Raw genomic sequence first — 19,328 nt, forward strand, 5'->3', positions numbered from 1 at the left:
CCGGCCCTGTTGAACGCCTCGGCGAAATACGCCTTCGTCCAACTCGGCGACGGCGTACACGACGCTGTCCAGGCCGTCGCACACATACACAACCTCACCCTCGCCGCATGACCGACAAGTAGTGCCGATCAGCGCTGGGTGTGCCGGGGTTCACCATCGTGCAACTTCCCTCCTGTGCACCGGACTTGAATCCGGTGGAGGGCATCTGGTCGCCGTTACGGCGTGGCCCGCCGGCCAACACCGCCTTCACCGACGACGAGCGTCTTGAACGCACCTCGCGCCGGGGCCTGCGTCATGTCCAGCTCCGGCCCGACCTCATCGACGGCTGCCTTGCCGGCACCGGACTCACCCACACCCGACACCAGACGACAATCCGACGAGCTCAATAACTCCTACGCCCCTCTCCTACGCCTCGCGCTCGTCCTCACGATGCTCAAGAACATCGCCCGCGCGGGGGCACTTGGCCTGCCTCCTGAGATGGAGCCGAGAGGGGCCGGCCACTCCAGGAGGAGGAGACCGGCCCCTACGTCGAGCGGACGGGATCAGCTCAGGCCGAGGTCGGCCAGTGCGGTCGTCCAGTCGGTGACGATCGCGTCCTGGGCGTCGGAGAGGGTGACGGTGCCGGCACAGACGGCCTTCTTGAGCTTGTTCTCGACGGTGTCCTTGTTGGCGGCGGTCTTGGTTCCGTACTCCGGCTCGGGCCAGAGGTTCAGCGCACTCTTGGGGGCGCCGCCGAGTTCGAGGGGGACGAAGTGGTCCTCCTCGTAGTCCGAGGTGCTGGTGTCGGTGTAGCCGTACTCGACGATCTGCGTCTTCTTCAGAGCGGTGGTGTACGAGCTGGACGGCCGGACGGTCGCGGTCCATCCGGAGACGCAGATGGTGGTGTCGATGGTGGACTGGGTGACGTCCGCGTTGAAGGCACCGGGCTGGCAGGTGGGGTCGGGGAGGGGGAGGTAGGCCTGGCTGCAGCTCTGCGCGTGCGCGGTGCCGGCGGCGACGGTGAGGCCGGCGGCGGCGAGGGCGAAGGAGGAGAGGGCGGTGACCACGGAGCGGGATATTCGGGGCATGGGGGGGATCTCCCGGAGCGGTGCCCGGCAGGGATTCCGGGCGGTCGTGAACATGACAGCACCGGGATCATCTATGCGGGTAGAACCTTTACCGGCCCCGAAGATCCCTTTGTTGAATGTTTTAGTACGGCGGGACCGACGGAGGGGAAGTCATGGCCCGCTCATGGTTGTCGGCATCGCGCGCAGGGCCCGGCGACGGCCCCTCGCAACGTGAGCCCCAAGACCACATTGCCCCTTCTGCATCCCGGCGCCAGGGGCGCGAAAGTCCGGGGGCAGGCGACCCGCACGGAGCCCGGGTGCTGTACGTCCCCACCGGCTGCGGCCCTGCCAGCCCCCAACGAGCCCAGGAGGCACGCCTGGAGGCCGTCGAATCCCTCCAATCCGCCCTGTCGGCAAGCGACTTCGTCCTCTCGGTCTGCCCACCGCACGCGGCGGAGGACGTGGCGCACAACTTCCTCGCGCATCCCTTCCGAGGCATGCACGTCGAGGCCGACGCCATCAGCCCGCACCGGATCCGGCGCATCGCCGCCACCTGCGCCGAGCGTGACGTCCTCATGCTCGTACCGCGCCGCAGTGCGACGCAGGGCGCCGGGCGCCGGCGGCAGTGATCATGGTCGGCCGGGCGCTGGTCGCCATGGGGAGCTTGGTGTTCGTCTTCGGCTCGGACTGCCTGTGGCTGGGCATCACCTTCACCACACTGGCCGGCCGGCCCGGCCAGGAGTACCTGTGCATGAGCCGCATCTTCGCCGCCTACTCCGCGGGCGGCCCGCCGGGTCCCCTGCTCGGCTCCATCCACGGCGTACGAGGTCCGTTCACCGCCTACTTGGTGCTCACCCTGCTGATGGCGGCCCCCGTGCCGGCGCTGCAACTGCCCGCACATGGTGCGACGTTCACCGCCGACCGCCGGGTACCGCACTTCGGCACCAAGCTCGCTCAGGCCCAGATCGGCGCGCTCTTCGCGGCGACTTCGGTACTGGTGGCCGTCTCCCCCGCGCCGGCCGCCCGGCTCAGCCCTCGCCGCGCCCTACTGGCCTCGACCGCGCCGGTCATCACCGGACTCGCCGCCACCGGGGCCGGCTCATCGGTACCGGTCTGGATCGTCGCCCTGGCAGGTGCGGGATGCGGCATCGGGTTGGCCGACACCGGCGCCATCGGGGTCCCGCTCGACGCCGTACCCGCACAACGCATCGTCACCGCGATGGTCCTCTGGTCCCGGATCGGCATCCTGGGCCACCTCCTCGCCCCTCTCACGGGCGGGCCCATCGCCGACGCCTACGGCTGCACCGCCGTCGCAGCCACTGCCGGCGTCGGCGACATGGCCGTCGCCATCACCCTGGCCCGGCAGCACCGAGACACGCAGCGACCCACGGCTTCCGACGTGTGACCCGACATGGCCGTGACCCACCCTGTGGTGACCTCGTCGATCCACGAACAGTCACACCGCAACCGGCCCGCGTCTGTCGACGTACCGCAGCGCTCGCCTCGTCCTTGGCGGCTGTGCCGGCTCTCGTACAAGCGGACAGCGGCTACAAGCGGACGGCGGCTCGGCGCTCGGCCGCTTCCTGGAGATACTGCACGCGTGACCGAGCCAGGCATCGAAGTTCCGTCGGACCCGAAGCGCCCCGCGTGGCTGACCCGCAACGTCAAGGTGCTGTGCGGGGTGTCCTTTCTCCAGGACGCGGCCAGCGAACTCCTCTATCCGATCCTGCCGATCTTCCTGACCGTGGTGCTGGGCGCCCCACCCGCCGTCGTGGGCGCGATCGAGGGACTCGCCGAGGGCGCGGCGTCGATCACCAAGGTGGCCGCCGGGCGCCTCGCGGACCGGTTCGACCGTCGTCCCCTGATCGGCGTCGGCTACGGCCTGGCAGCGGTGGGCAAGCTGCTAATCGCCCTGGCGACCGTCTGGCCGCTGGTGCTCCTCGCCCGGGTCACCGACCGGCTCGGCAAGGGCATGCGCGGGGCGCCTCGCGACGCCCTGCTCGTCGAGGGCGTACCGAAGGGGCAGCGCGGCAGGGTGTTCGGGCTGCACCGGGCCGCCGACACCGCCGGCGCGGTGGTCGGCCCGCTCGTGGGGCTGGTCCTGTACGAGGCGCTCGACCACCGGCTGCGCCCGCTGTTCTGGGTCGCCGTGATCCCCGCCGTCGCGTCGGTCGCGCTGGTCGCCGCCGTCCGCGACCCCCGGTCCCGCAGGACAGCCGACGGCACGCCAACGAAGGCGGCCCGGACACCGTGGCGGTCCCTGCCGCGCCCGTACTGGCGGGTTCTCGGGGTGCTGCTCGCCTTCAACCTGGTCAACTTCCCCGACGCGCTCCTGCTGTTGCGCGCCCACGACCTGGGCCTCTCGACGGCCGGGGTGGTGAGCGCGTACGCGGTCTACAACCTCGTCTATGCCGCCCTGTCCTACCCCGCCGGGGCGCTGTCCGACCGGCTGCCGCGCCCGCTGGTCTTCGCCGCCGGCCTGGTCTTCTTCGCGGTCGGCTATCTCGGCCTCGGCCTGATCCACAGCCCCTGGTTGGTGTTCGTGGTGCTGCCGCTCTACGGCGGTTTCGCGGCCTGTACCGACGGCGTCGGCAAGGCCTGGATCTCCACGCTCGTCCCCGACCGCCAACAGGGCACCGCTCAGGGCCTCTTCCAGGGCGCGACCGGCGCCGCCGTGCTCCTCGCGGGCGTGTGGGCCGGGCGCGCCTGGGGCGCCGACGGCCACCTTCCGCTGCTGGTCTCCGGCGGCATCGCACTGGTCCTCGCCGGTGTGCTGCCGGTCATCGCCCGCGCGCGGATCGCGGCACTCTGACCCGGAGCCCCGATGAAGGCGGGATGAACGGGTCGGCTTCCGGCCATGTGTAGTGACAGGTTCTGGTCAAGGACTGTCCAAATGCCGGACTCCTCCCGCCGCCGGTGGTCGGGTCGTCCCCGACGGCTGTATCCGTGCCCGCCCGGGAGGACCTGGTGTCAGTACCGACCCGCAAGAGACGTTGGTTCACGATCTGCGCCATCACCGCATCCGCCGCACTCGTGGCGATACCCGCCGGCGCCGCGCCCGGCTCGGGCAGCAGCCCCTTCGGGGCCCGCGCACTGGCTCAACTGGCCGCCGAACGAGGGCAGTCGGTGGGTGCGGTCAGCCCGAAAGCCAAGACTGACGACGACGGCGGTGACGACGGCAACGAGGCCGACGAGATAGCCGAGGGAGCGGACCAGTACGCCGAGGCCCGCACCTCACCCGGCATCGTCGCACCGGGCGCGTACGGAGCCGCCTGGACGAGTCTGACCAACCTGCCCAGCACCGGCGGCAGTTGGCGCAACATCACCGACCTGCCGTACAACTCCGACGACCCGCGCTACCGCGACTACGACTCCAACTCCAGCGGCGGCTCGGGCAATGTGACCGGCCGGATGGCCGCGATGGCCGCCGACGACGACGGGTACGTGTACGCGGGCAGCGCGGGCGGCGGAGTGTGGCGCTCACACACCGGTGGCGGCCGCTGGCAGGCCATCAGCGACAAGCTGCCCGCCCAGTCCACCGGCGCGCTCGCGCTGGACGGCGCCGGGCGGCTGTGGCTGGGCACCGGCGAGGCGACGACCAACGCGGACGCCTACCTCGGCAGCGGGGTCTACGTCCTGTCGAACCCCCGTCACGGCACGTTCTCCGCCCGCAGCCGGGTCGGCGGCGACGAGCTGGAGTCCACGACCGTCCACGAACTGCGCTTCGGCGGCGGCAGGGTGTGGGCAGCGACCAGCGAGGGCGTGTGGAGTCACTCCACGAAGAAGCTGAGCGGTGCCTGGAAACTGGAGTTCGCGCCCAACCCCGCCTATCTGCCGGGCGGTTCACTCGCGAACGACGACTCGGCCGCGTACAAGAACATCGCCAACGACATCGCGATCGACCCGAAGGACCCCTCCAAGGTGGTCCTCGCGGTCGGCTGGCGCAGCGGTGACGACTACAACGGCTTCTACACCAAGGTGCACGGCGTCTGGACGCGGATCACCAGCGGCCTGGGCGACCTGCCCGCCGACGCGGACGACGTCGGCAACGTCACCTTCGCCCGCTCCGCCGACGGCTCGCGCTACTACGCCATCGACCAGTCCCCGGAGCAGCTCAACACCAACCCGGACAGCGGCCTGGAGGGCATCTACGTCTCCAAGTCCGGTTCCCCCACCGGCCCTTGGACGAAGATCGCCGACTACAAGGGCCTGGCCGCCGACGGCTCGGCGCTCACCTCCAGCGGCTACATGCCGGGCGTACAGGCCTGGTACAACCAGTTCCTGACCGTCGACCCGGCGAACGCGGAGCACGTGTACGCGGGCCTGGAGGAGGTCTACGAGACCAAGGACGGTGGCACCAACTGGTCCACGGTCGGCCCGTACTGGAACTTCGGCTTCCCCTGCTGGAGCATCGACCCCACCAAGCAGACGGGCGACTGCAGCCCGACCACCCACTCCGACCAGCACGGCGTCGCGATCGGCAGCTACCACGGCAGGAGCTTCGTCTACGTCGGCAACGACGGCGGCGTCTACAAGCGCCCGCTGAACGGCTCCCAGGACGCCTCCGGCCACGCCACCGACTGGACCTCGCTCAACGACGGCACCATCGACACCCTCCAGTACTACTCGGTGGGCGTCGGCAAGGACCTGACCTACGGCGGCGTCTCCGTCACCGGCGGCCTGCAGGACAACGGCCAGTCCATCCTGCGCAGCAACGACACGGTGATGGGTTCCAACTTCGGCGGTGACGGCGGCGACACCCTCACCGACCCGGCCAACGGCTGCAACCTCGCCGAGGAGTACGTCTACCTCGCCATCCAGGTGACCCAGAACTGCGCGGTGAACGACGGGAGTTGGGTCACCGACCCGAGCAAGATCACGTCGTACAACGTGGCCCCCGCCGACAACGCCACCGGTGAGGCACGCTTCATCGCCCCGATCACGGCCGACATGAAGAACAGCTCGACCTGGATCGCCGGCGGCCGCCACATCTGGGTCCAGACCCACGGCTACGCCATCCGCAGCGGCGACGAGTGGACCAGCGTGTACGACCTCGGCGCCGGCCGTACGGCGACCGCCGTCGCGGCCTCGGGCGGCAAGGTGTACGCGGCCTGGTGCGGCCCCTGCAACAACCAGGGCTTCGCCCGCGGCATCTCCGTCGGCAACGCGGACGGCACCGGCTGGCACGACATCACCCTCCCGGCCACCGGCGCGGACGGCACCGTACCGAACCGCTACCTCGCCGGCTTCGCCGTCGACCCCAAGAACGCCGACCACGTCTACCTCGCGGTCAACGGCTTCTCCCGGCACTGGACCGAAGGCCCCGGCGCCGGGATCGGCCACGTCTTCGAGTCCACCGACGGCGGCACCACCTGGAAGGACATCTCCAAGAACCTCCCGGACGTCCCGACCAACTCCGCGGTCGTCACCTCCAACGGCGGCCTCGCCGTCGCCACCGACCTCGGCGTCGTCTACCGCGCGCCCGGCCGTACGACCTGGGAGCGCATCGGCAGCCTCCCGGCAGTCGCCGTACTCCAGCTGAAGCTGAGCCCGGACGGCAGGACGCTGTACGCGGCCACCCACGGCCGCGGCATCTACACGGTCAAGGTGAGCGACTGCCACTGACGCGGCAACGTCTGATGGGGTGATCCCGGGTCGCCGGGGTCACCCCTGCCTCGGGTACGGCACCACGCTCACGTACAGGGTGAAGACGACGCGCGCCGCACCCGCCACGTCCGGCACTTTCGCCATCGCCGTGATCCTCGCGATACCGCCCCGGGTACCCGCACACCGCAGCGAGGCACGGGCCGAACCGTCCTTCGCCGGCTGCCACCCGGCCACCACGACGAAGACCGGAGCGGAGCTCAGCAGGACCGTCCACCGCTTGTCGTCCGTACGGGACTTCAGGACGAGGGACACCACTGTTCCGGGCCGCACACACAGCCGCTGCTCGACCGCGTCACCAGGGCTGACGGTGACGTTCACATGCCCGGCGACGCAGCTTTCGGCCGAAGCCGAAGATGTAGGCGGGCTTCCCTCGGTAGGAGTCGCGGACGGGGCTGCGGACGTGTGCGTCGGTGCGCCGGTCGACGATCCCGCCGAACTACTCCCGGACGGCCCACCGGCCGATCCACCGCCCGCCGACGAACTGCACGCGGCCAGGATGACCATCCCGACAACCACCCATCCCCCGGCCCACCGCCGCATCCCGGTACCTCCCGACCCGCTCGAACAGATACAGCATGCCCGGACAAGCGAATCTGTGGACGAAGTCGGCCAGTCGGCTTTCCCGGCCTCCCTTGCCTCCCGCCGCATGAAGACGAGCGCCACCAGGGCCAACTCGACTACCTCATCGACGAGTTGCATGCCAATGAACCCCAGGATCGAACCAGGCGCGATGCCCGCGAATGAGTCGGTGAAGGCACCAATAGTCACGGCGGGGTCGGCGAAGGACGTCGACGACATGAACCAGTACGCGGCGCCGATGCAGAACGCGACGGCCACGAGCGCGAACTGCACCCGGTCTGCGCACGCCAGGCCGAAGATCAGCAGGATCAGACCGGCAGTCGCGACCACCTCACCCAGCAGCAGATGCCCGGCCGAACGGTCATGCGTAGACCACTTCACCAGCGGCTCGCCGAACATCGCGTCCACGATCGCTTCCACGACCTGCGCGGGCACGGACACGGCGACCTCGCGCAGGGTCACCCCCTGCGCCTCCGCGTCACGCCGTCCACCACTCGGCCAGCCTGACGACCGGGTTGAAGTGCGCGCCGGAGACCGGTCCGAGCAGCAGGATCAGGATGCCGAGTCCGAAGACGGTGGCGAGGTAGTCGGCCAGGAGTTGCACGCCCACGTCGTGACTCAGGTTGGTGGCCCGGCTGCCGGAGCCGACCACGACGGCCACCAGCAGGGCGGTGCCTATGAGTTCGGCGGCGGGGCGGCTCCCCGCGCGGACCCGACGGAGACCGAGTCGGCAGCGGGTGTGGTGGACTCCGCGACCGGGGCGGCTTCGGCGGCGATCATGGGCAGGCCCTCTTGTTCTCGGCGGCGGCGCGCGCGGACTCGGCCAGCTCGGCGAACTGGCCGGCGAGCGAGGCGAAGACGTCCGGGCGCAGCTTGTAGTACGTGTACCGGCCGCACGGCTCCGTCTCGACGACCCCGCCCTCGCGCAGCACCTTCAGATGGTTCGAGAGATTGGTCTGCCGAGCACCGGTCTCCTCTACGAGGTGAGTGGTGCACAGCGTCTCTTTGGCGAGCAAGGTCACGATCTGGAGCCTGAGTGGGTCGGCCAGAACCCGGATCAGATCAGTGTCGACTGACATCAGCACAACGCCGGCCGTTCCCAGATGGCCGCCTCGTGGCTGACCCACCTGGCCGGGGACCGCGTCGAGGTCCGCTCCGCCGGCTCCGACCCGGGCGCCGCCCGTCGAGGCACTGCGCCTGGCCGCCGGGCAGGACCGCCGCGATCCCGAGATCGCCGCGCCGATACAGGAACTACTGGCCGACAGTCCCGAGTTCGCCGCCATGTGGCAGGACATCGGCGTCAGCGGCCTGGGCCACAAGACCAAGGTCTTCAACCACCCGGACGTCGGCCGGATCACCCTCACCCACCAGGCGTTCGACGTACAGGCCACCTCCGGCCAGTACCTCCTGGTCGGCACCGCGGAGGCAGGAAGCACCGACGCGGACTCCCTCGCACTCCTGGGGTCCCTCCGCGCGGCCGACCGACGCCGACCGTGATCAGGGCTCACCATCAGTTCCGGGCTCGCGCAGTGTCGTATCAGGCGAGGGCTTTGCCGAAGTACATCAGTTCCCACAGCGCGTCGTCGGTGTGGCTGTCGACAAGCTGCTCACCCTGGTAGTGCTCGATTCGCAGCTCGCCGGCGAACCGCTGGTAGGTGCCGTCGAACCCGGCGAGTTTCGCGGCGGCCTTCTTCGGGCCCTTGAGCTCGTCGATGAATTTCACTCCCATGAGGTCGGAGTGCCGCGTGAAGGTCACGACGTAGCGCTCGTCACCATCGGTGTAGGTGTAGCGGGTGACGTTGGCGACGGGCTTGCCGGTGTCGGTGTCGGTGTAGCGGCCGAGTTCTTCGAAGGTGACCTTGGCAGTGTCGTCGGCGATGAGCTTGCCGTCGCGGGCCAGCATGAACACCGGGAAGGTGTTGTAGCCGTACTTCTTCTCCGCGGTGATGTAGGACGCGATCACCGAGTACGGGCCCGCGGCGCCGCGCGCCCAGTACCAGTGGTGCATGAGCTTGAGCATCAACTCGTTGCCCCAGTTGTGGTCGTGGTAGCCGACGCCGGACGTCGTGGTGCTCTTGCCGCCGACGCTGTAGGTGACCTCGACCTTGCCCTGCGGGACCGACGGCAGCCAGGCGAAATGGTGCTCGTCGTGTTCCCCGTACAGCCAGTACCCGGTCTCCGGGCGCCAGGACGGAACCTGTCCGGTCAGCCTGACGTCGACTGCCAGGTCCCCGCTTCGGGCGCGGATCTTGTAGTCGTGCAGGTTGCCGGCGAAGACGTTGTCGCCGATGCGCACGTCGCAGGACTCGGTCGAGGCGCTGTAGGCGGCCCGGTCCAGCTCGGCGAGTTCGGCGAGCGCAGTGCCGTCCGGCAGGGTCAGGTCGATCTGGACCCGCGGACTCAGCGGCTTGCCCAGGTCGGTGAACTCCTTGGTGAAGAAGACCACGACGAGCTTGGCGCCGTCGTCCAGGTGCGCGTCGAAGTACCACCACTCGTAGGTGCCCGGCGCGCCGTCGGTACGCGCGCCGTCCTCGAACTGCTTGATCGCGTGGGGTTCGATGCCGAGCCGGGCGTAGTCCTCGGGCGTGTCGCCCAGGCGTGCGGGCAGGGCCGCGGTGCTGGTGCGGGACATGGCATACCTCCTTGTCGGCGGAGACGGCGGAACAGGTTATTTGCCAGTCGTCTATTTAATGTTACGATCAGTATGCGTCGTTTGTCCGCTTCGAGCAACAACAGGAGACTCCAGATGGCCCAGGCCGCAGCCGCGCGAGGCCGGGGGCGTCCGCGCACCGGCGAGGGGCTCGACTTGACCCACCTGCTGCGCGGGGCACTGGACGCCTTCGCCGAGTCCGGTTACGACGGCACCTCCGTGCGCGAACTGGCGCGACGACTGGGAGTGAGCCATGCCCTGCTCACCGCGCGCTTCGGCTCCAAAGAAGGGCTCTGGTTCGCCGCGATGGAACACGCACTCACCTTGATCGAGCCGGCATGGCGCGACAGTGCCCGGTCACCGGAACTCGACGACCTCGACGCACTGCGCGGCGCCATCATCGAGCAAGTGCTGTTCTCGGCGGCGTACCCGCAGGTACTGCGGATCATGAACCATGAGGGGGCGATCGACAGCCCGCGTGTGCGCTTCGTCATCGAACGGTTCACCAACCCTCTGCGTCCCGGTGTCGAAGCCCTGCTCTCCCGCCTCGTCGACGCCGGACGCATCCGCCACGTCCCCTACGCCACGCTGCACTACCTCGTGGTCGCGGGCGGCGGCACCCTCTACGCGAACCCCGTCGAAGCAGCACTGCTCGGCGCACCCGCCCACCCCGACACCGACACCGTCCGCGCCCACGCCGAAACCGTCGCAGACATGCTCATCGCGGGCATCACCGTGCCACCACCCCCGGCCCGGTAGGCGCGTGTCGTTGACAGCCACGACCAGCACGGCCGCTCCCTAGGGAGCGGTACGACTGTCCGTATCGACACCTTTGGTCCCGTTGGCCACCAACGCTCGAACCAGTCGGCGATTCGCTTCCTGCGCGGTCATCCCCCAGTCCCACTCGCTCTTGTGGAGCCGCAGGGAGACGACACCGTGCCACGCCGACCACAACAGGAGCGCGGAGGCGAAGGGCGCGGCCGGGTCGACGAGCCGCGCGAGTTCGACGATGCGCGCCTGGAGGCGGGGGCCGTGCGCGGCTCTGGTCTCCGGCAGTGCGTCACCACTCTCGAAAAGGAGCTGGTACGCACCCGGGTGGGCGGCACCCCAGGCGATGTAGGCGTCGCCTGCGACGACCAGTTGATCGTCGGCCTCGTCCGCGGAGTCGAGGGCCGACTCGACCGCTTCGACCAGCGAGGCGTACTCGGTGTCGAGCACCGCCGAGCGCAGGTCCGCCTCGGAGGGGAAGTGCCAGTACACGGCCGAGGGGGCCACCCCACAGGCCCGGGCGATCGAGCGCAGCGACGGAACGGCCACCGCTTGGGGCTCCGCCAGCATGGCGATCGCGGCGGCCACGAGTTCGGAGCGCAGGTCACGGCTGTCTGCCTTGGTCACCGATTCATTGAACACCTGTTCATGGTAGCGTGCAATGAACAGGTGTTCAGGAAGGTGGCGACGACATGCTCAGGCTGATGACGGTGATCAGGAAGCGCCCGGAGATTTCCACGGAGGACTTCCGCCGGTTCATGGAACGGGAGTACGGGCCGACCTATGTGGCGCTTCCCCAGGTCAAGGAGTACGTGCAGTACTACCTGACGGATCTCGCGGCGGACGGGGAGGAGGAGCCGATCGACGCGATCGTGCGGATCGCCTTCGAGTCCGAGGAGGAGATGCGCGAGGCCCTCGCAACCGAGACATACCGGAAGGCACACGACCTGCGGGCGGCGTACATGCGGGAGACGTCCGTCGGGATTCATTCAGCCGTCCTGGACCGCAGGGTGCAGTTGGTCTAGGGAGCGTTGCGGCCCCCTCGCCGACGACCCGGCTGTCCGGCGGCGAACGCGCTGCCCCGCACACACTTCATCAGCAGCCCGTGCCGCCGAGGAACGCGGGCAGTGCCGTACGCACGCTCCGGTCCGGGCGGAAGGCGACCGCCGACGCGCTGATCGAGGAATTCCATCCCGGCGTCACCGAACGGCTCCGCCTGGGAACGGCGGTCCAGCTCGCCCGCAACCCACTTCTGACGTACGGGAGGATGACCGGCTGGGGCTGGAGCGGCCCGGCAAACCGGCCACTCCCCCGTCCCTCTCAACCTGGTCGGGGACAGGGGTACCAACCTGTTCAACGGGTACGGCGCCCGTCTACCTGCATCTACCGCACGTCCGACGGCGGTCCCAAGGCCGTAGGCAACCTTGAGCCACTGTTCCACGGCGCCTTGTTGCATGTGCCTCGCTCAGACGGGGCATGGCCCCACCCTAAACGCAAACGCTGGTTTCCGTTACTCGGAGGCGATGAAGGCCGGCCGGGCATCCAGAGGCTGTGCGACGCGGAGCGGTGCCAGACGGTCGGGGTCCGCACTGCCGGGTTCGGCGGTACCGACGAGCAGGCTCTGTCCCGGCGCGTCCTGCACTTCGAAGGTCTGGTAGGTGAGGGTGATCCTTCCCGCCACGGGATGCCGGAAGGTCTTGAGCCCGCTCCCCAGGCGGCCGACGTCCTGACGCTCCCACAGCTCGGTGAACTCCTCACTCTCAGCGCCGAGTTCATCGATTCCTCACCGCCACCGGCGACACAGCCGCGATCGGAGGCACCGGCCGCTACAAAGAACGGCAGGTGCACCATGTTCCGCATACGGAACGACGAGATCTGATCCACGGCACCTTCACGGGCCGCTCAGCCCCGGTTCGACCTGTCGATCGGATGCGGTGAGCGACCAGGCGACTACGTTGTGAGAGCAGGGACTTTCGGCCCAGTGAAGGGACAGCCCCATGAGGATCTCCGTGACCGCGCTCTCCGTCGTCGCGAGCACCCTGGCTCTCGGCGCGCTGAGCGCGACGGGCCCGCTCGCGACAGCCTCCGCGGCACCGGCCGCGGCCAACTGCCGCGAGACCGTCGCACAGACCCGGACGGACCTGGCCAACGCCGGCGCCCCAACGAGCGCCACCGACTGGCAGAGCGTACGCAACGCGGCCCAGGACTTCATCAACAGCCACCCCTGGGGCGGCAACGCGGTCACCGCGCTCCGGCGGGACGTCAACGACCTCAACGCCCAGTGCGCTCCATAGCCGAACTCCCCACGCAGCCAAGCCCGCCCCGGCTGCCCGATGATCACCTCCTCCCGTCTGACGATCGGAGTGCCATGCGCCGCCTCTCCCTCCTGCTGACCCTGTGCGCCGCCGTGTTCGCGGCCGTCGCGTCCCCGGCCACCGCCGCCGCAGCGGATCCCTGCGACCAGTACCCGTCCGGCACGTACGCCCACGCCGACTGCATGGCCCAGCACGAGTGGCACTGAGCCGCCCACAGGACGGAGCCACGTTTGAACGCCGGCTCGCGCCTGTCGGGTTTCGAACAGGCCTGCACACGTGCGGGTCGGCGAGCGCCGGGACGGCAGAGGCGGCCTGGATGGTGACGTAGAGAGCGGCGCCCCGGTCAGGGGTTGGGGCCTTGCCGCAGAGGACCGTGACGGTGCGTTGGCGCATCGCGTCGAAGGACGCGGCGTCGGTTTCCGGCTGGATGCTGATCGACAGGTTCGCCAGGCCTCCCGATGGGGCGAGGAGCGGCAGCGTTCGCACACGCGCGGGCTCCCGGACATGGACGTCCGCCTGAAACCGGCTCACGGGCCGCTTCATCGCCGTGCGCCGCAAGGGCACCCGCGGCAACCGCTGAACACCGGGCGACCCGGGCGGCGTCACAGGTTGAGGACCCCTGGCCCGGCCTGAACACCGTCGCCCGGTCCAGGCCCCAGGGGACGGGGCGACGGCGTTCAGCCCGTCCAGCCGTCCATTCCTTGCAACTGTGCGTACATCTGGGTGAGTTGTACGTCCAGGACGGTGCAGAGACGGCAGAACGTCCAGTAGTAGCCGCAGACGTGCAGTAGCTCGACGAGCTCGCGGGCGGAGAGGAACTCGCCTGCCGCGGCGAACACTTCGTCGGACACCCGGGGGCCCACGACGACCTCGGCGGCGAACTGGATCACCGCGCGGTCACGCTTCGGCAGAGCCGGATTCGTATGGTCCCCGTTCTTGATCAGTTCGCGGGTCGCGTCGTCCACGCCGGCGGCCTGCGAGAGGGGTACGTGCTGGGTGAGGACGAAGTCGCATCGCGCGCCTTCGGCCACCGTCACGATGGCCAACTCCCTTGCCCGTACGGGTAGTTCCAGGGAGGTGTAAAGGGCCTGGGCCAGGCCGATGAAGGGCTGGACGGTGGTCGGTGAGTGCGCCAGCATCTTGAACATCGGGTCCGGCGGGAACGCGGCCAGGAAGCGGGCGACGTCCTCGGGGATGTCCTTCGCGTCGGGGTCCGGCAGTCGTGTCATCGCTCGCTCCCTGCGGTGAGGCTCATCAACTCGGCCATGTTGTCGAGGTGTTCGAGTTGGTTGATCCGCTCGACTGTCTTTCGCGCGGCCGGGCCGCTGATGAGGCCTTCGACGTTGTCGAGGAACTTGGCCTCGATGTCGGTGTCCTCGGTATCGGGGTGCGCGGGGTGTCCCCGGACGCCCCACTGGGTGTGGGACAGCACGCGGCCGTCGGCGAGCGCGATGTCGACCCGGCAGCTCAGGAAGGGCGCGTCCGGCGGGAACTCCGTGGCGTACGGCACCACCTCGTCGACGACGGACAGCAGATCGGGATCGGTCCACAGGGCGGGATCCATGTAGTCCTCGGGACGGTTGTGGCCCCGGACCAGCCGCAGCGCCACGCTGAACGCCGTACTGAACTGGGCCGAGACCATGTCCGTGGGCCGGGTGACCGCCGCCCCGTGTCCGACCGCGATCGCGGGAAGACCGAGCCGGATCTCCCTGATGTCGTGCCATGGGAGGGGGTTGTGGGCCTGGAGATGGCGGACCGCCTCGATGGCCGGTCCGGCGGATCCGATCGTGAGATACAGCCGGAAGATCGTGTCGACGATGTGGAAGTGGTCCCAGAGCCCGTCGACGCCCGACGTGTCCCGGGTGCCGGCGAAGAGGGGGAACAGTCCGCGCTCGCCCTCGATGATCGTCGCCGGTCCGGTGAGTCCGTCCTGGGCAAGCAGTGCGGCCTGGGAACCGCTGCGGGCGGCGGATCCGGAGTGCATCCGCTTGACCTCGCCGCCGCTGCGTTCGTACTCCATGGTGCCGCCCGCGTCGCTGCCCGCGATCCCGAGGGCATGGGTGAGTTGGACCGTGGTGAGGCCGAGGAGTCTGCCCGCTGTCGCCGCCGCGGTGAACGTGCCCAGGATCTTGGAGGCGTGCCAGCCCGTGCCGACCATGTCCCGCACGGTGGTGGCACCCAGCAGAGACATCACCTGTGCTCCGGCGACCACGGCCGTGAGCACCTCACGGCCGCTCGCGCCGGTGCTCTCGCCGAACGCCAGAGCCGTCGGGACCACGGCCGACCCGCTGTGCGCGGCGTACATGTGCACGTCGTCGAACTCGAAGGCGGCGCCCAGGGTTCCGTTGACGATGGCGGCGTACGGGGCGACCGTCCGGGCGCCGGAGAGCACCATCGTGCTCTCCGGCGCGGCCCTCATCGCTTCGACGAGCCGCCGCTCGGGCCGGACGTTGGGCAGGGTCGCGCCGCGGACCTGCAGACCCAGTTGGTCGAGGATCAGCAGCTTCGCCATCTCGACCGCGCGGGGCGGCAGTTGGTCGTACGACAGGGCGGTGACCCATGTCGCCAGCCGGGCCGCCAGAGGGGTCTCGCTCATCGCGTGCCTCGTTTCCTTCTCGCCTCGGGTCAGCGCTGGATCGCCTTGGTCTCCAGGAACTCCTCCAGACCGAAGCGGCCCATCTCACGGCCGTTGCCGGACTGCTTGTAGCCGCCGAACGGGGCGAGCAGGTTCATCTGCGGACCGTTGACGTCGATCTGCCCGGCGCGCATCCGCTTGGCGATGGCCAGCGCGTGCCCCGTCTCACCGAACACGGCGCCGTTCAAGCCGTAGTCCGTGCTGTTGGCGATCTGTACGGCGTGGTCGTCGTCGGCGTAGGGGATGACCGCCAGCACGGGGCCGAAGATCTCCTCGCGGGCGATGACGGAGTCGGGGTCGACGTCGGCGAAGACGGTGGGTCGGACGTAGGCGCCCGTGTCCAGGCCCGCGGGCCGGCCAGGGCCGCCGACGACGACCGTGGCACCGTCGGCGACACCGCGTTCGATGTACGAGGCGACGCGTGCGCGCTGGGTCTCCGAGGCGAGCGGGCCGAGAAGGGTGGCCTCGTCGGTCGGGTCGCCCACCGTGTACGCGGCGGCCGCCTGGCGGAGCAGGTCGACCACCTCGTCGTGCAGTTCGGCGGGAACCAGCATGCGGGTGTAGGCGCCGCACACCTGGCCGCTGTTGATCCAGGCACTCGACAGGCCGCGGGTGACGGCGTCCTTCAGGTCTGCGTCGCGCAGAACGATGTTTGCGGACTTGCCGCCGAGTTCCAGCGCGACCTTCTTGACGGTCGCCGAGGCGAGCTCCGAGACGCGCTTGCCGGCGCGGGTGGAACCGGTGAAGGACACCATGTCGATTCCCGGGTGCGCGGCGATCGCCTCACCGACGACCGGTCCGGTGCCGTGCACGACGTTGAACACTCCGGCGGGTAGACCGGCCTCGGCGGTGACCTCCGCGAGGATCCGGGCGGCCAGCGGGGCGACCTCCGACGGCTTGAGCACCACGGTGTTGCCCGCCAGGAGAGCCGGGACGACCTTGGTGATGACCTGCTGGAGGGGGAAGTTCCAGGGAGTGATCGCGCCGACCACGCCGATCGGCTCCCGTACGACGAGCGAGTTCGCGATCTCCTCGGTCCAGGGGAAGTCCGCCACGACGGAGACGGTGGCCTCGGCGGCCATCACCGGCAGGCCCGCCTGGCCCATGCGGGCGAAGGAGATCGGGGCACCCATGTCGGCGCTGATCGTGGCGGCGATCTCCTCTGAGCGCGCCTGGAGCCCCGCCGCGATGCGCCGGACGACGGCGGCACGCTCCGCCGGGTCGGTCGCGGCCCAGGCCGGGAACGCGGCGGTGGCCGCCGCCACGGCATGGTCCACGTCCTCGGCCGTGCCGGCCGGGACCGTGGCGATGACGGCCTCGGTGGCCGGGTTGACCACGTCGATCACGGGCCCGCCGAAGGAAACCGCCTTGCCGTCGATCCAATGGGCGGGGGCGGGGAAACTGAGTTCGCTGTTGGCGTTCATGCGACCCAGAGTCACAAGCGCCGAAGATCGCATCCAGGGACGGATTGTCCCGTGATCCACGTCACATTCAGTACGGCTGGTGGTCGCTTATCCACGGATCGACCGACCCTGGCTGAGCTCTTCGGCGACCCTGTCCGATCTGCGAAACTGGGTGGTGGGAGCGCTTCTGACCTGGGCGTCACCGATGAGCGAAGCGAGAGGAGCAGGCGTATGGACCGCGCCGGGCTCGCCGACTTCCTGCGTACCCGGCGGGCGGCGCTGCAGCCCGAGGATGTCGGCCTGCCGCGGACTCGCCGCCGCCGTACCGGGGGTCTGCGCCGCGAGGAGGTCGCCGCCCTCAGCAGCGTGTCGACCGACTACTACAGCCGTATCGAGCAGCAGCGCGGCCCCCGTCCCTCCGAGCAGATGCTCGCCGCCCTCGCGCAGGGCCTGCGCCTGTCACTGGACGAACGCGACCATCTCTTCCGGCTGGGCGGCTACGACACTCCCAAGCGCGTCTCACGCACCGACCACATCAACCCCGGGATGCAGCGCATCTTCCAGCGCATGGACGACAGCCCGGCCCAGATCATCAACCACCTGGGCGAGACCCTCGCGCAGAACCGCCTCTCCACCCTCCTCGTCGGCGACCAGACCCTGCACACCGGCATGGCCCGCTCGTTGGCCTACCGCTGGTTCACCGACCCCGCCGAACGGGAGCGCTTCCCTGCCGACGACCATGCCCAGCACGGCCGTACCGTCACAGCCCAGCTCCTCGCGGCCCACACCCGCAATCCCGACGACCTCCGCGTCACCGGCCTCGTGGAGACCTTGCTCAAAAAGAGCGAGGAGTTCGCCGACATCTGGCGCCGACACCCGGTCCTGGGGCCGTACTGCGCCCCCAAGCTGATAGAGCACCCCCGAGTCGGCCTCATGGAGCTGCACGGACAGAGCCTGATAGATCCCGACCAGTCGCAGATCCTGACTGTCTTCACCGCCACCCCAGGCAGCGAAAGCTACGAGAGACTCCAATTCCTCTCCGTTCTGGGCGACCAACTCCTTTGACGTGCGTCACCACGCCCCTCGGGAACGAGCGCCGCCAGCGGCTCGGGGACGTACGCGAAACCGTCCATCCCGCTGGCGACCACCACGGCCGAGGCCCACAATTCCTCGCCCGAGGCAAGCTTGAGGTGGAACCCGTCGGCCTGCCGGTCGACGCCCAGCGCCAGGGTGTTCTCGACCTCGGGCACCAACTGCTCGGCGAACCAACGCCCGTACCGGACGAACATCTCGACCGGCACCGGGTCGCGCCCCGCCAACTGCCGCTCCCCCGCCTGCCGGACGTAGGCGTCCAGCGTGAAGCCGGACTTCGGCGTGGACAGCATCGACGCGCTCGGCGGCGACTTCAGCAGCACGCCCTCGGGCATGTTCGCGGCCCAGCTCGCCATCGGCGAGCCGAACACCCTGACGTGCAGGCCGCGCGCCTTGAGGTGCACGGCGGTGGACAGGCCGTAAGGGCCCGCCCCGATCACGACGGTCGTCGTGGACATGAATTCCCCCAGAGGGCAGCCCTGTTGGGCTGGCCGTGAATGTGGTCGGTCGGGTGGTGGTGCGTGCGGGCACGCGCGAATCGCCGCCGGGCCGACTACGGCCGTTCAGGCAGCGGTCAGCACGCCGGGAGGGAGACCTCGGCGTACGACACAGTGGGCGAGCGCCGGTTCGCGTGGCGAGACGCGGGCCGGTCCGGAGCGGGCGGGCGCCACCTCAGGAGCCGCGAAGGTGCTCTCGACGCCTTCTCGCGGAAACAGCAGACGCCACAACCAGGCGCACAGGGAACGCAGTTCGCCCGCCACCCGGTGCTGACCGGTCCGGCCGTACCGCACACCGTGCAGGAGGACCGCGAGCAGGACGGTCATGGCGAGATGGGCGATCACGAAGGGCCAGGCCGTGGACAGCCGCTCGTACGCGGGTGCCGTGGTCGTGGTGAACCAGCAGACCCCGAGCGTCTGTCCCACCACGGCCAATGCCAACTTCCGTGAAACCAGGCTCGGTTGCCCGGAGAAGGGAAACGCCACGGCGAACAGTGCCGCGCGGGCAGCCGCGATCCGTACCGGGGCCGGTACACCACCGGAACGGCACAGGCGGGACACATGGGTTGAAGTCGCCATGACCCGCGCATCATGAGGGGTGGGCCGACGCCCTGTCCCTACCGCGTCCGCGTCGCCTGCACGTAGTGAAGCCGGGGCCGTGGTGTCCAAGGAGGCG

The 19,328-nt window shown here is 69.6% G+C and carries 22 protein-coding genes and 2 pseudogenes; 12 read left to right on the forward strand and 12 right to left on the reverse strand.

Features of this window, described 5'->3' with window-relative positions:
• Nucleotides 1-152 precede the first annotated feature (152 nt).
• A pseudogene (locus OG496_RS06770) lies at nt 153-389 on the forward strand (IS630 family transposase); the annotation flags it as partial.
• Nucleotides 390-542: 153 nt separating this feature from the next.
• Here the strand turns inward: OG496_RS06770 and OG496_RS06775 are convergent.
• Nucleotides 543-1,067 (reverse strand): hypothetical protein, encoded by a 525-nt coding sequence (locus tag OG496_RS06775; protein ID WP_405970006.1) that lies wholly within the window; start codon nt 1,065-1,067, stop codon nt 543-545.
• Nucleotides 1,068-1,363: 296 nt separating this feature from the next.
• Between OG496_RS06775 and OG496_RS06780 the strand changes: the two genes are divergently transcribed.
• From OG496_RS06780 to OG496_RS06795, 4 genes are all read left to right on the forward strand, one after another.
• Nucleotides 1,364-1,675: a hypothetical protein gene (locus OG496_RS06780; protein ID WP_405970007.1), complete on the forward strand. Its 312-nt coding sequence runs from the start codon at nt 1,364-1,366 to the stop codon at nt 1,673-1,675.
• 26 nt (nt 1,676-1,701) lie between these two features.
• Nucleotides 1,702-2,451, forward strand: a complete 750-nt coding sequence (locus OG496_RS06785; protein WP_405970008.1) for a hypothetical protein — start codon at nt 1,702-1,704, stop codon at nt 2,449-2,451.
• A gap of 195 nt (nt 2,452-2,646) precedes the next feature.
• On the forward strand, nt 2,647-3,858 hold the full coding sequence (locus OG496_RS06790) for an MFS transporter (RefSeq protein ID WP_405970009.1): 1,212 nt from the start codon (nt 2,647-2,649) through the stop codon (nt 3,856-3,858).
• A 155-nt stretch (nt 3,859-4,013) separates the two neighbouring features.
• Entirely contained in the window at nt 4,014-6,671 is a 2,658-nt protein-coding gene (locus tag OG496_RS06795; protein WP_405970010.1) for a glycosyl hydrolase, read from the forward strand.
• A 39-nt stretch (nt 6,672-6,710) separates the two neighbouring features.
• Here OG496_RS06795 and OG496_RS06800 read toward each other — a convergent pair whose 3' ends face one another.
• From OG496_RS06800 to OG496_RS06810, 3 genes are all read right to left on the reverse strand, one after another.
• Entirely contained in the window at nt 6,711-7,754 is a 1,044-nt protein-coding gene (locus OG496_RS06800; protein WP_405970011.1) for a hypothetical protein, read from the reverse strand.
• 16 nt (nt 7,755-7,770) lie between these two features.
• A complete protein-coding gene (locus OG496_RS06805; protein ID WP_405970012.1) occupies nt 7,771-7,953 on the reverse strand; it encodes a hypothetical protein in 183 nt (60 codons plus the stop codon).
• Nucleotides 7,954-8,068: 115 nt separating this feature from the next.
• Nucleotides 8,069-8,377 carry an ArsR/SmtB family transcription factor gene (locus tag OG496_RS06810; protein ID WP_405970013.1) on the reverse strand — a complete coding sequence of 103 codons (309 nt, stop codon included), beginning with the start codon at nt 8,375-8,377 and terminating at the stop codon, nt 8,069-8,071.
• A gap of 18 nt (nt 8,378-8,395) precedes the next feature.
• Here OG496_RS06810 and OG496_RS06815 point away from each other — a divergent pair.
• A pseudogene (locus OG496_RS06815) lies at nt 8,396-8,467 on the forward strand (phosphotyrosine protein phosphatase); the annotation flags it as partial.
• A gap of 16 nt (nt 8,468-8,483) precedes the next feature.
• On the forward strand, nt 8,484-8,789 hold the full coding sequence (locus OG496_RS06820) for a hypothetical protein (protein ID WP_405976573.1): 306 nt from the start codon (nt 8,484-8,486) through the stop codon (nt 8,787-8,789).
• 40 nt (nt 8,790-8,829) lie between these two features.
• On the opposite strand, the gene OG496_RS06825 is transcribed toward OG496_RS06820, so the two are convergent.
• Entirely contained in the window at nt 8,830-9,924 is a 1,095-nt protein-coding gene (locus OG496_RS06825; RefSeq protein ID WP_405970014.1) for a lipocalin-like domain-containing protein, read from the reverse strand.
• 114 nt (nt 9,925-10,038) lie between these two features.
• On the opposite strand from OG496_RS06825, the gene OG496_RS06830 reads away from it, so the two are divergent.
• Entirely contained in the window at nt 10,039-10,701 is a 663-nt protein-coding gene (locus tag OG496_RS06830; RefSeq protein WP_405970015.1) for a TetR/AcrR family transcriptional regulator, read from the forward strand.
• Between the two features lie 39 nt (nt 10,702-10,740).
• Here the strand turns inward: OG496_RS06830 and OG496_RS06835 are convergent, their stop codons facing one another.
• Nucleotides 10,741-11,337 (reverse strand): TetR/AcrR family transcriptional regulator, encoded by a 597-nt coding sequence (locus OG496_RS06835; RefSeq protein ID WP_405970016.1) that lies wholly within the window; start codon nt 11,335-11,337, stop codon nt 10,741-10,743.
• 65 nt (nt 11,338-11,402) lie between these two features.
• Here OG496_RS06835 and OG496_RS06840 point away from each other — a divergent pair, with 65 nt between their 5' ends.
• Nucleotides 11,403-11,735, forward strand: coding sequence for an EthD domain-containing protein (locus OG496_RS06840; protein WP_405970017.1), 333 nt, complete (start codon nt 11,403-11,405; stop codon nt 11,733-11,735).
• Nucleotides 11,736-12,220: 485 nt separating this feature from the next.
• On the opposite strand, the gene OG496_RS06845 is transcribed toward OG496_RS06840, so the two are convergent.
• Complete coding sequence (locus OG496_RS06845; protein ID WP_405976574.1) at nt 12,221-12,490, reverse strand: hypothetical protein; 270 nt, start codon at nt 12,488-12,490, stop codon at nt 12,221-12,223.
• Between the two features lie 217 nt (nt 12,491-12,707).
• Between OG496_RS06845 and OG496_RS06850 the strand changes: the two genes are divergently transcribed.
• Nucleotides 12,708-13,004: a hypothetical protein gene (locus OG496_RS06850; protein ID WP_405970018.1), complete on the forward strand. Its 297-nt coding sequence runs from the start codon at nt 12,708-12,710 to the stop codon at nt 13,002-13,004.
• 74 nt (nt 13,005-13,078) lie between these two features.
• Entirely contained in the window at nt 13,079-13,231 is a 153-nt protein-coding gene (locus OG496_RS06855) for a hypothetical protein (protein WP_366494965.1), read from the forward strand.
• Nucleotides 13,232-13,702: 471 nt separating this feature from the next.
• Here OG496_RS06855 and OG496_RS06860 read toward each other — a convergent pair whose 3' ends face one another.
• Genes OG496_RS06860 through OG496_RS06870 form a run of 3 tightly spaced genes read right to left on the reverse strand, consistent with a single transcriptional unit; the run spans nt 13,703 to nt 17,084 of the window.
• Nucleotides 13,703-14,254, reverse strand: a complete 552-nt coding sequence (locus tag OG496_RS06860; RefSeq protein ID WP_405970019.1) for a carboxymuconolactone decarboxylase family protein — start codon at nt 14,252-14,254, stop codon at nt 13,703-13,705.
• Nucleotides 14,251-15,621, reverse strand: coding sequence for an MmgE/PrpD family protein (locus tag OG496_RS06865; RefSeq protein ID WP_405970020.1), 1,371 nt, complete (start codon nt 15,619-15,621; stop codon nt 14,251-14,253). The genes OG496_RS06860 and OG496_RS06865 overlap by 4 nt, the downstream gene beginning before the upstream one ends.
• A 29-nt stretch (nt 15,622-15,650) precedes the next feature.
• Nucleotides 15,651-17,084, reverse strand: a complete 1,434-nt coding sequence (locus OG496_RS06870) for an aldehyde dehydrogenase family protein (RefSeq protein WP_405970021.1) — start codon at nt 17,082-17,084, stop codon at nt 15,651-15,653.
• Between the two features lie 210 nt (nt 17,085-17,294).
• On the opposite strand from OG496_RS06870, the gene OG496_RS06875 reads away from it, so the two are divergent.
• Nucleotides 17,295-18,128, forward strand: a complete 834-nt coding sequence (locus tag OG496_RS06875; RefSeq protein ID WP_405970022.1) for a helix-turn-helix transcriptional regulator — start codon at nt 17,295-17,297, stop codon at nt 18,126-18,128.
• Here OG496_RS06875 and OG496_RS06880 read toward each other — a convergent pair.
• Nucleotides 18,080-18,613 (reverse strand): FAD/NAD(P)-binding protein, encoded by a 534-nt coding sequence (locus OG496_RS06880; RefSeq protein ID WP_405970023.1) that lies wholly within the window; start codon nt 18,611-18,613, stop codon nt 18,080-18,082. The two genes, OG496_RS06875 and OG496_RS06880, sit on opposite strands and share 49 nt — an antisense overlap.
• 105 nt (nt 18,614-18,718) lie before the next feature.
• Nucleotides 18,719-19,231, reverse strand: coding sequence for a hypothetical protein (locus tag OG496_RS06885; RefSeq protein WP_405970024.1), 513 nt, complete (start codon nt 19,229-19,231; stop codon nt 18,719-18,721).
• Nucleotides 19,232-19,328: the final 97 nt, after the last annotated feature.

It is taken from the genome of Streptomyces sp. NBC_00988 (assembly GCF_045162645.1).
Lineage (GTDB): Bacteria > Actinomycetota > Actinomycetes > Streptomycetales > Streptomycetaceae > Streptomyces.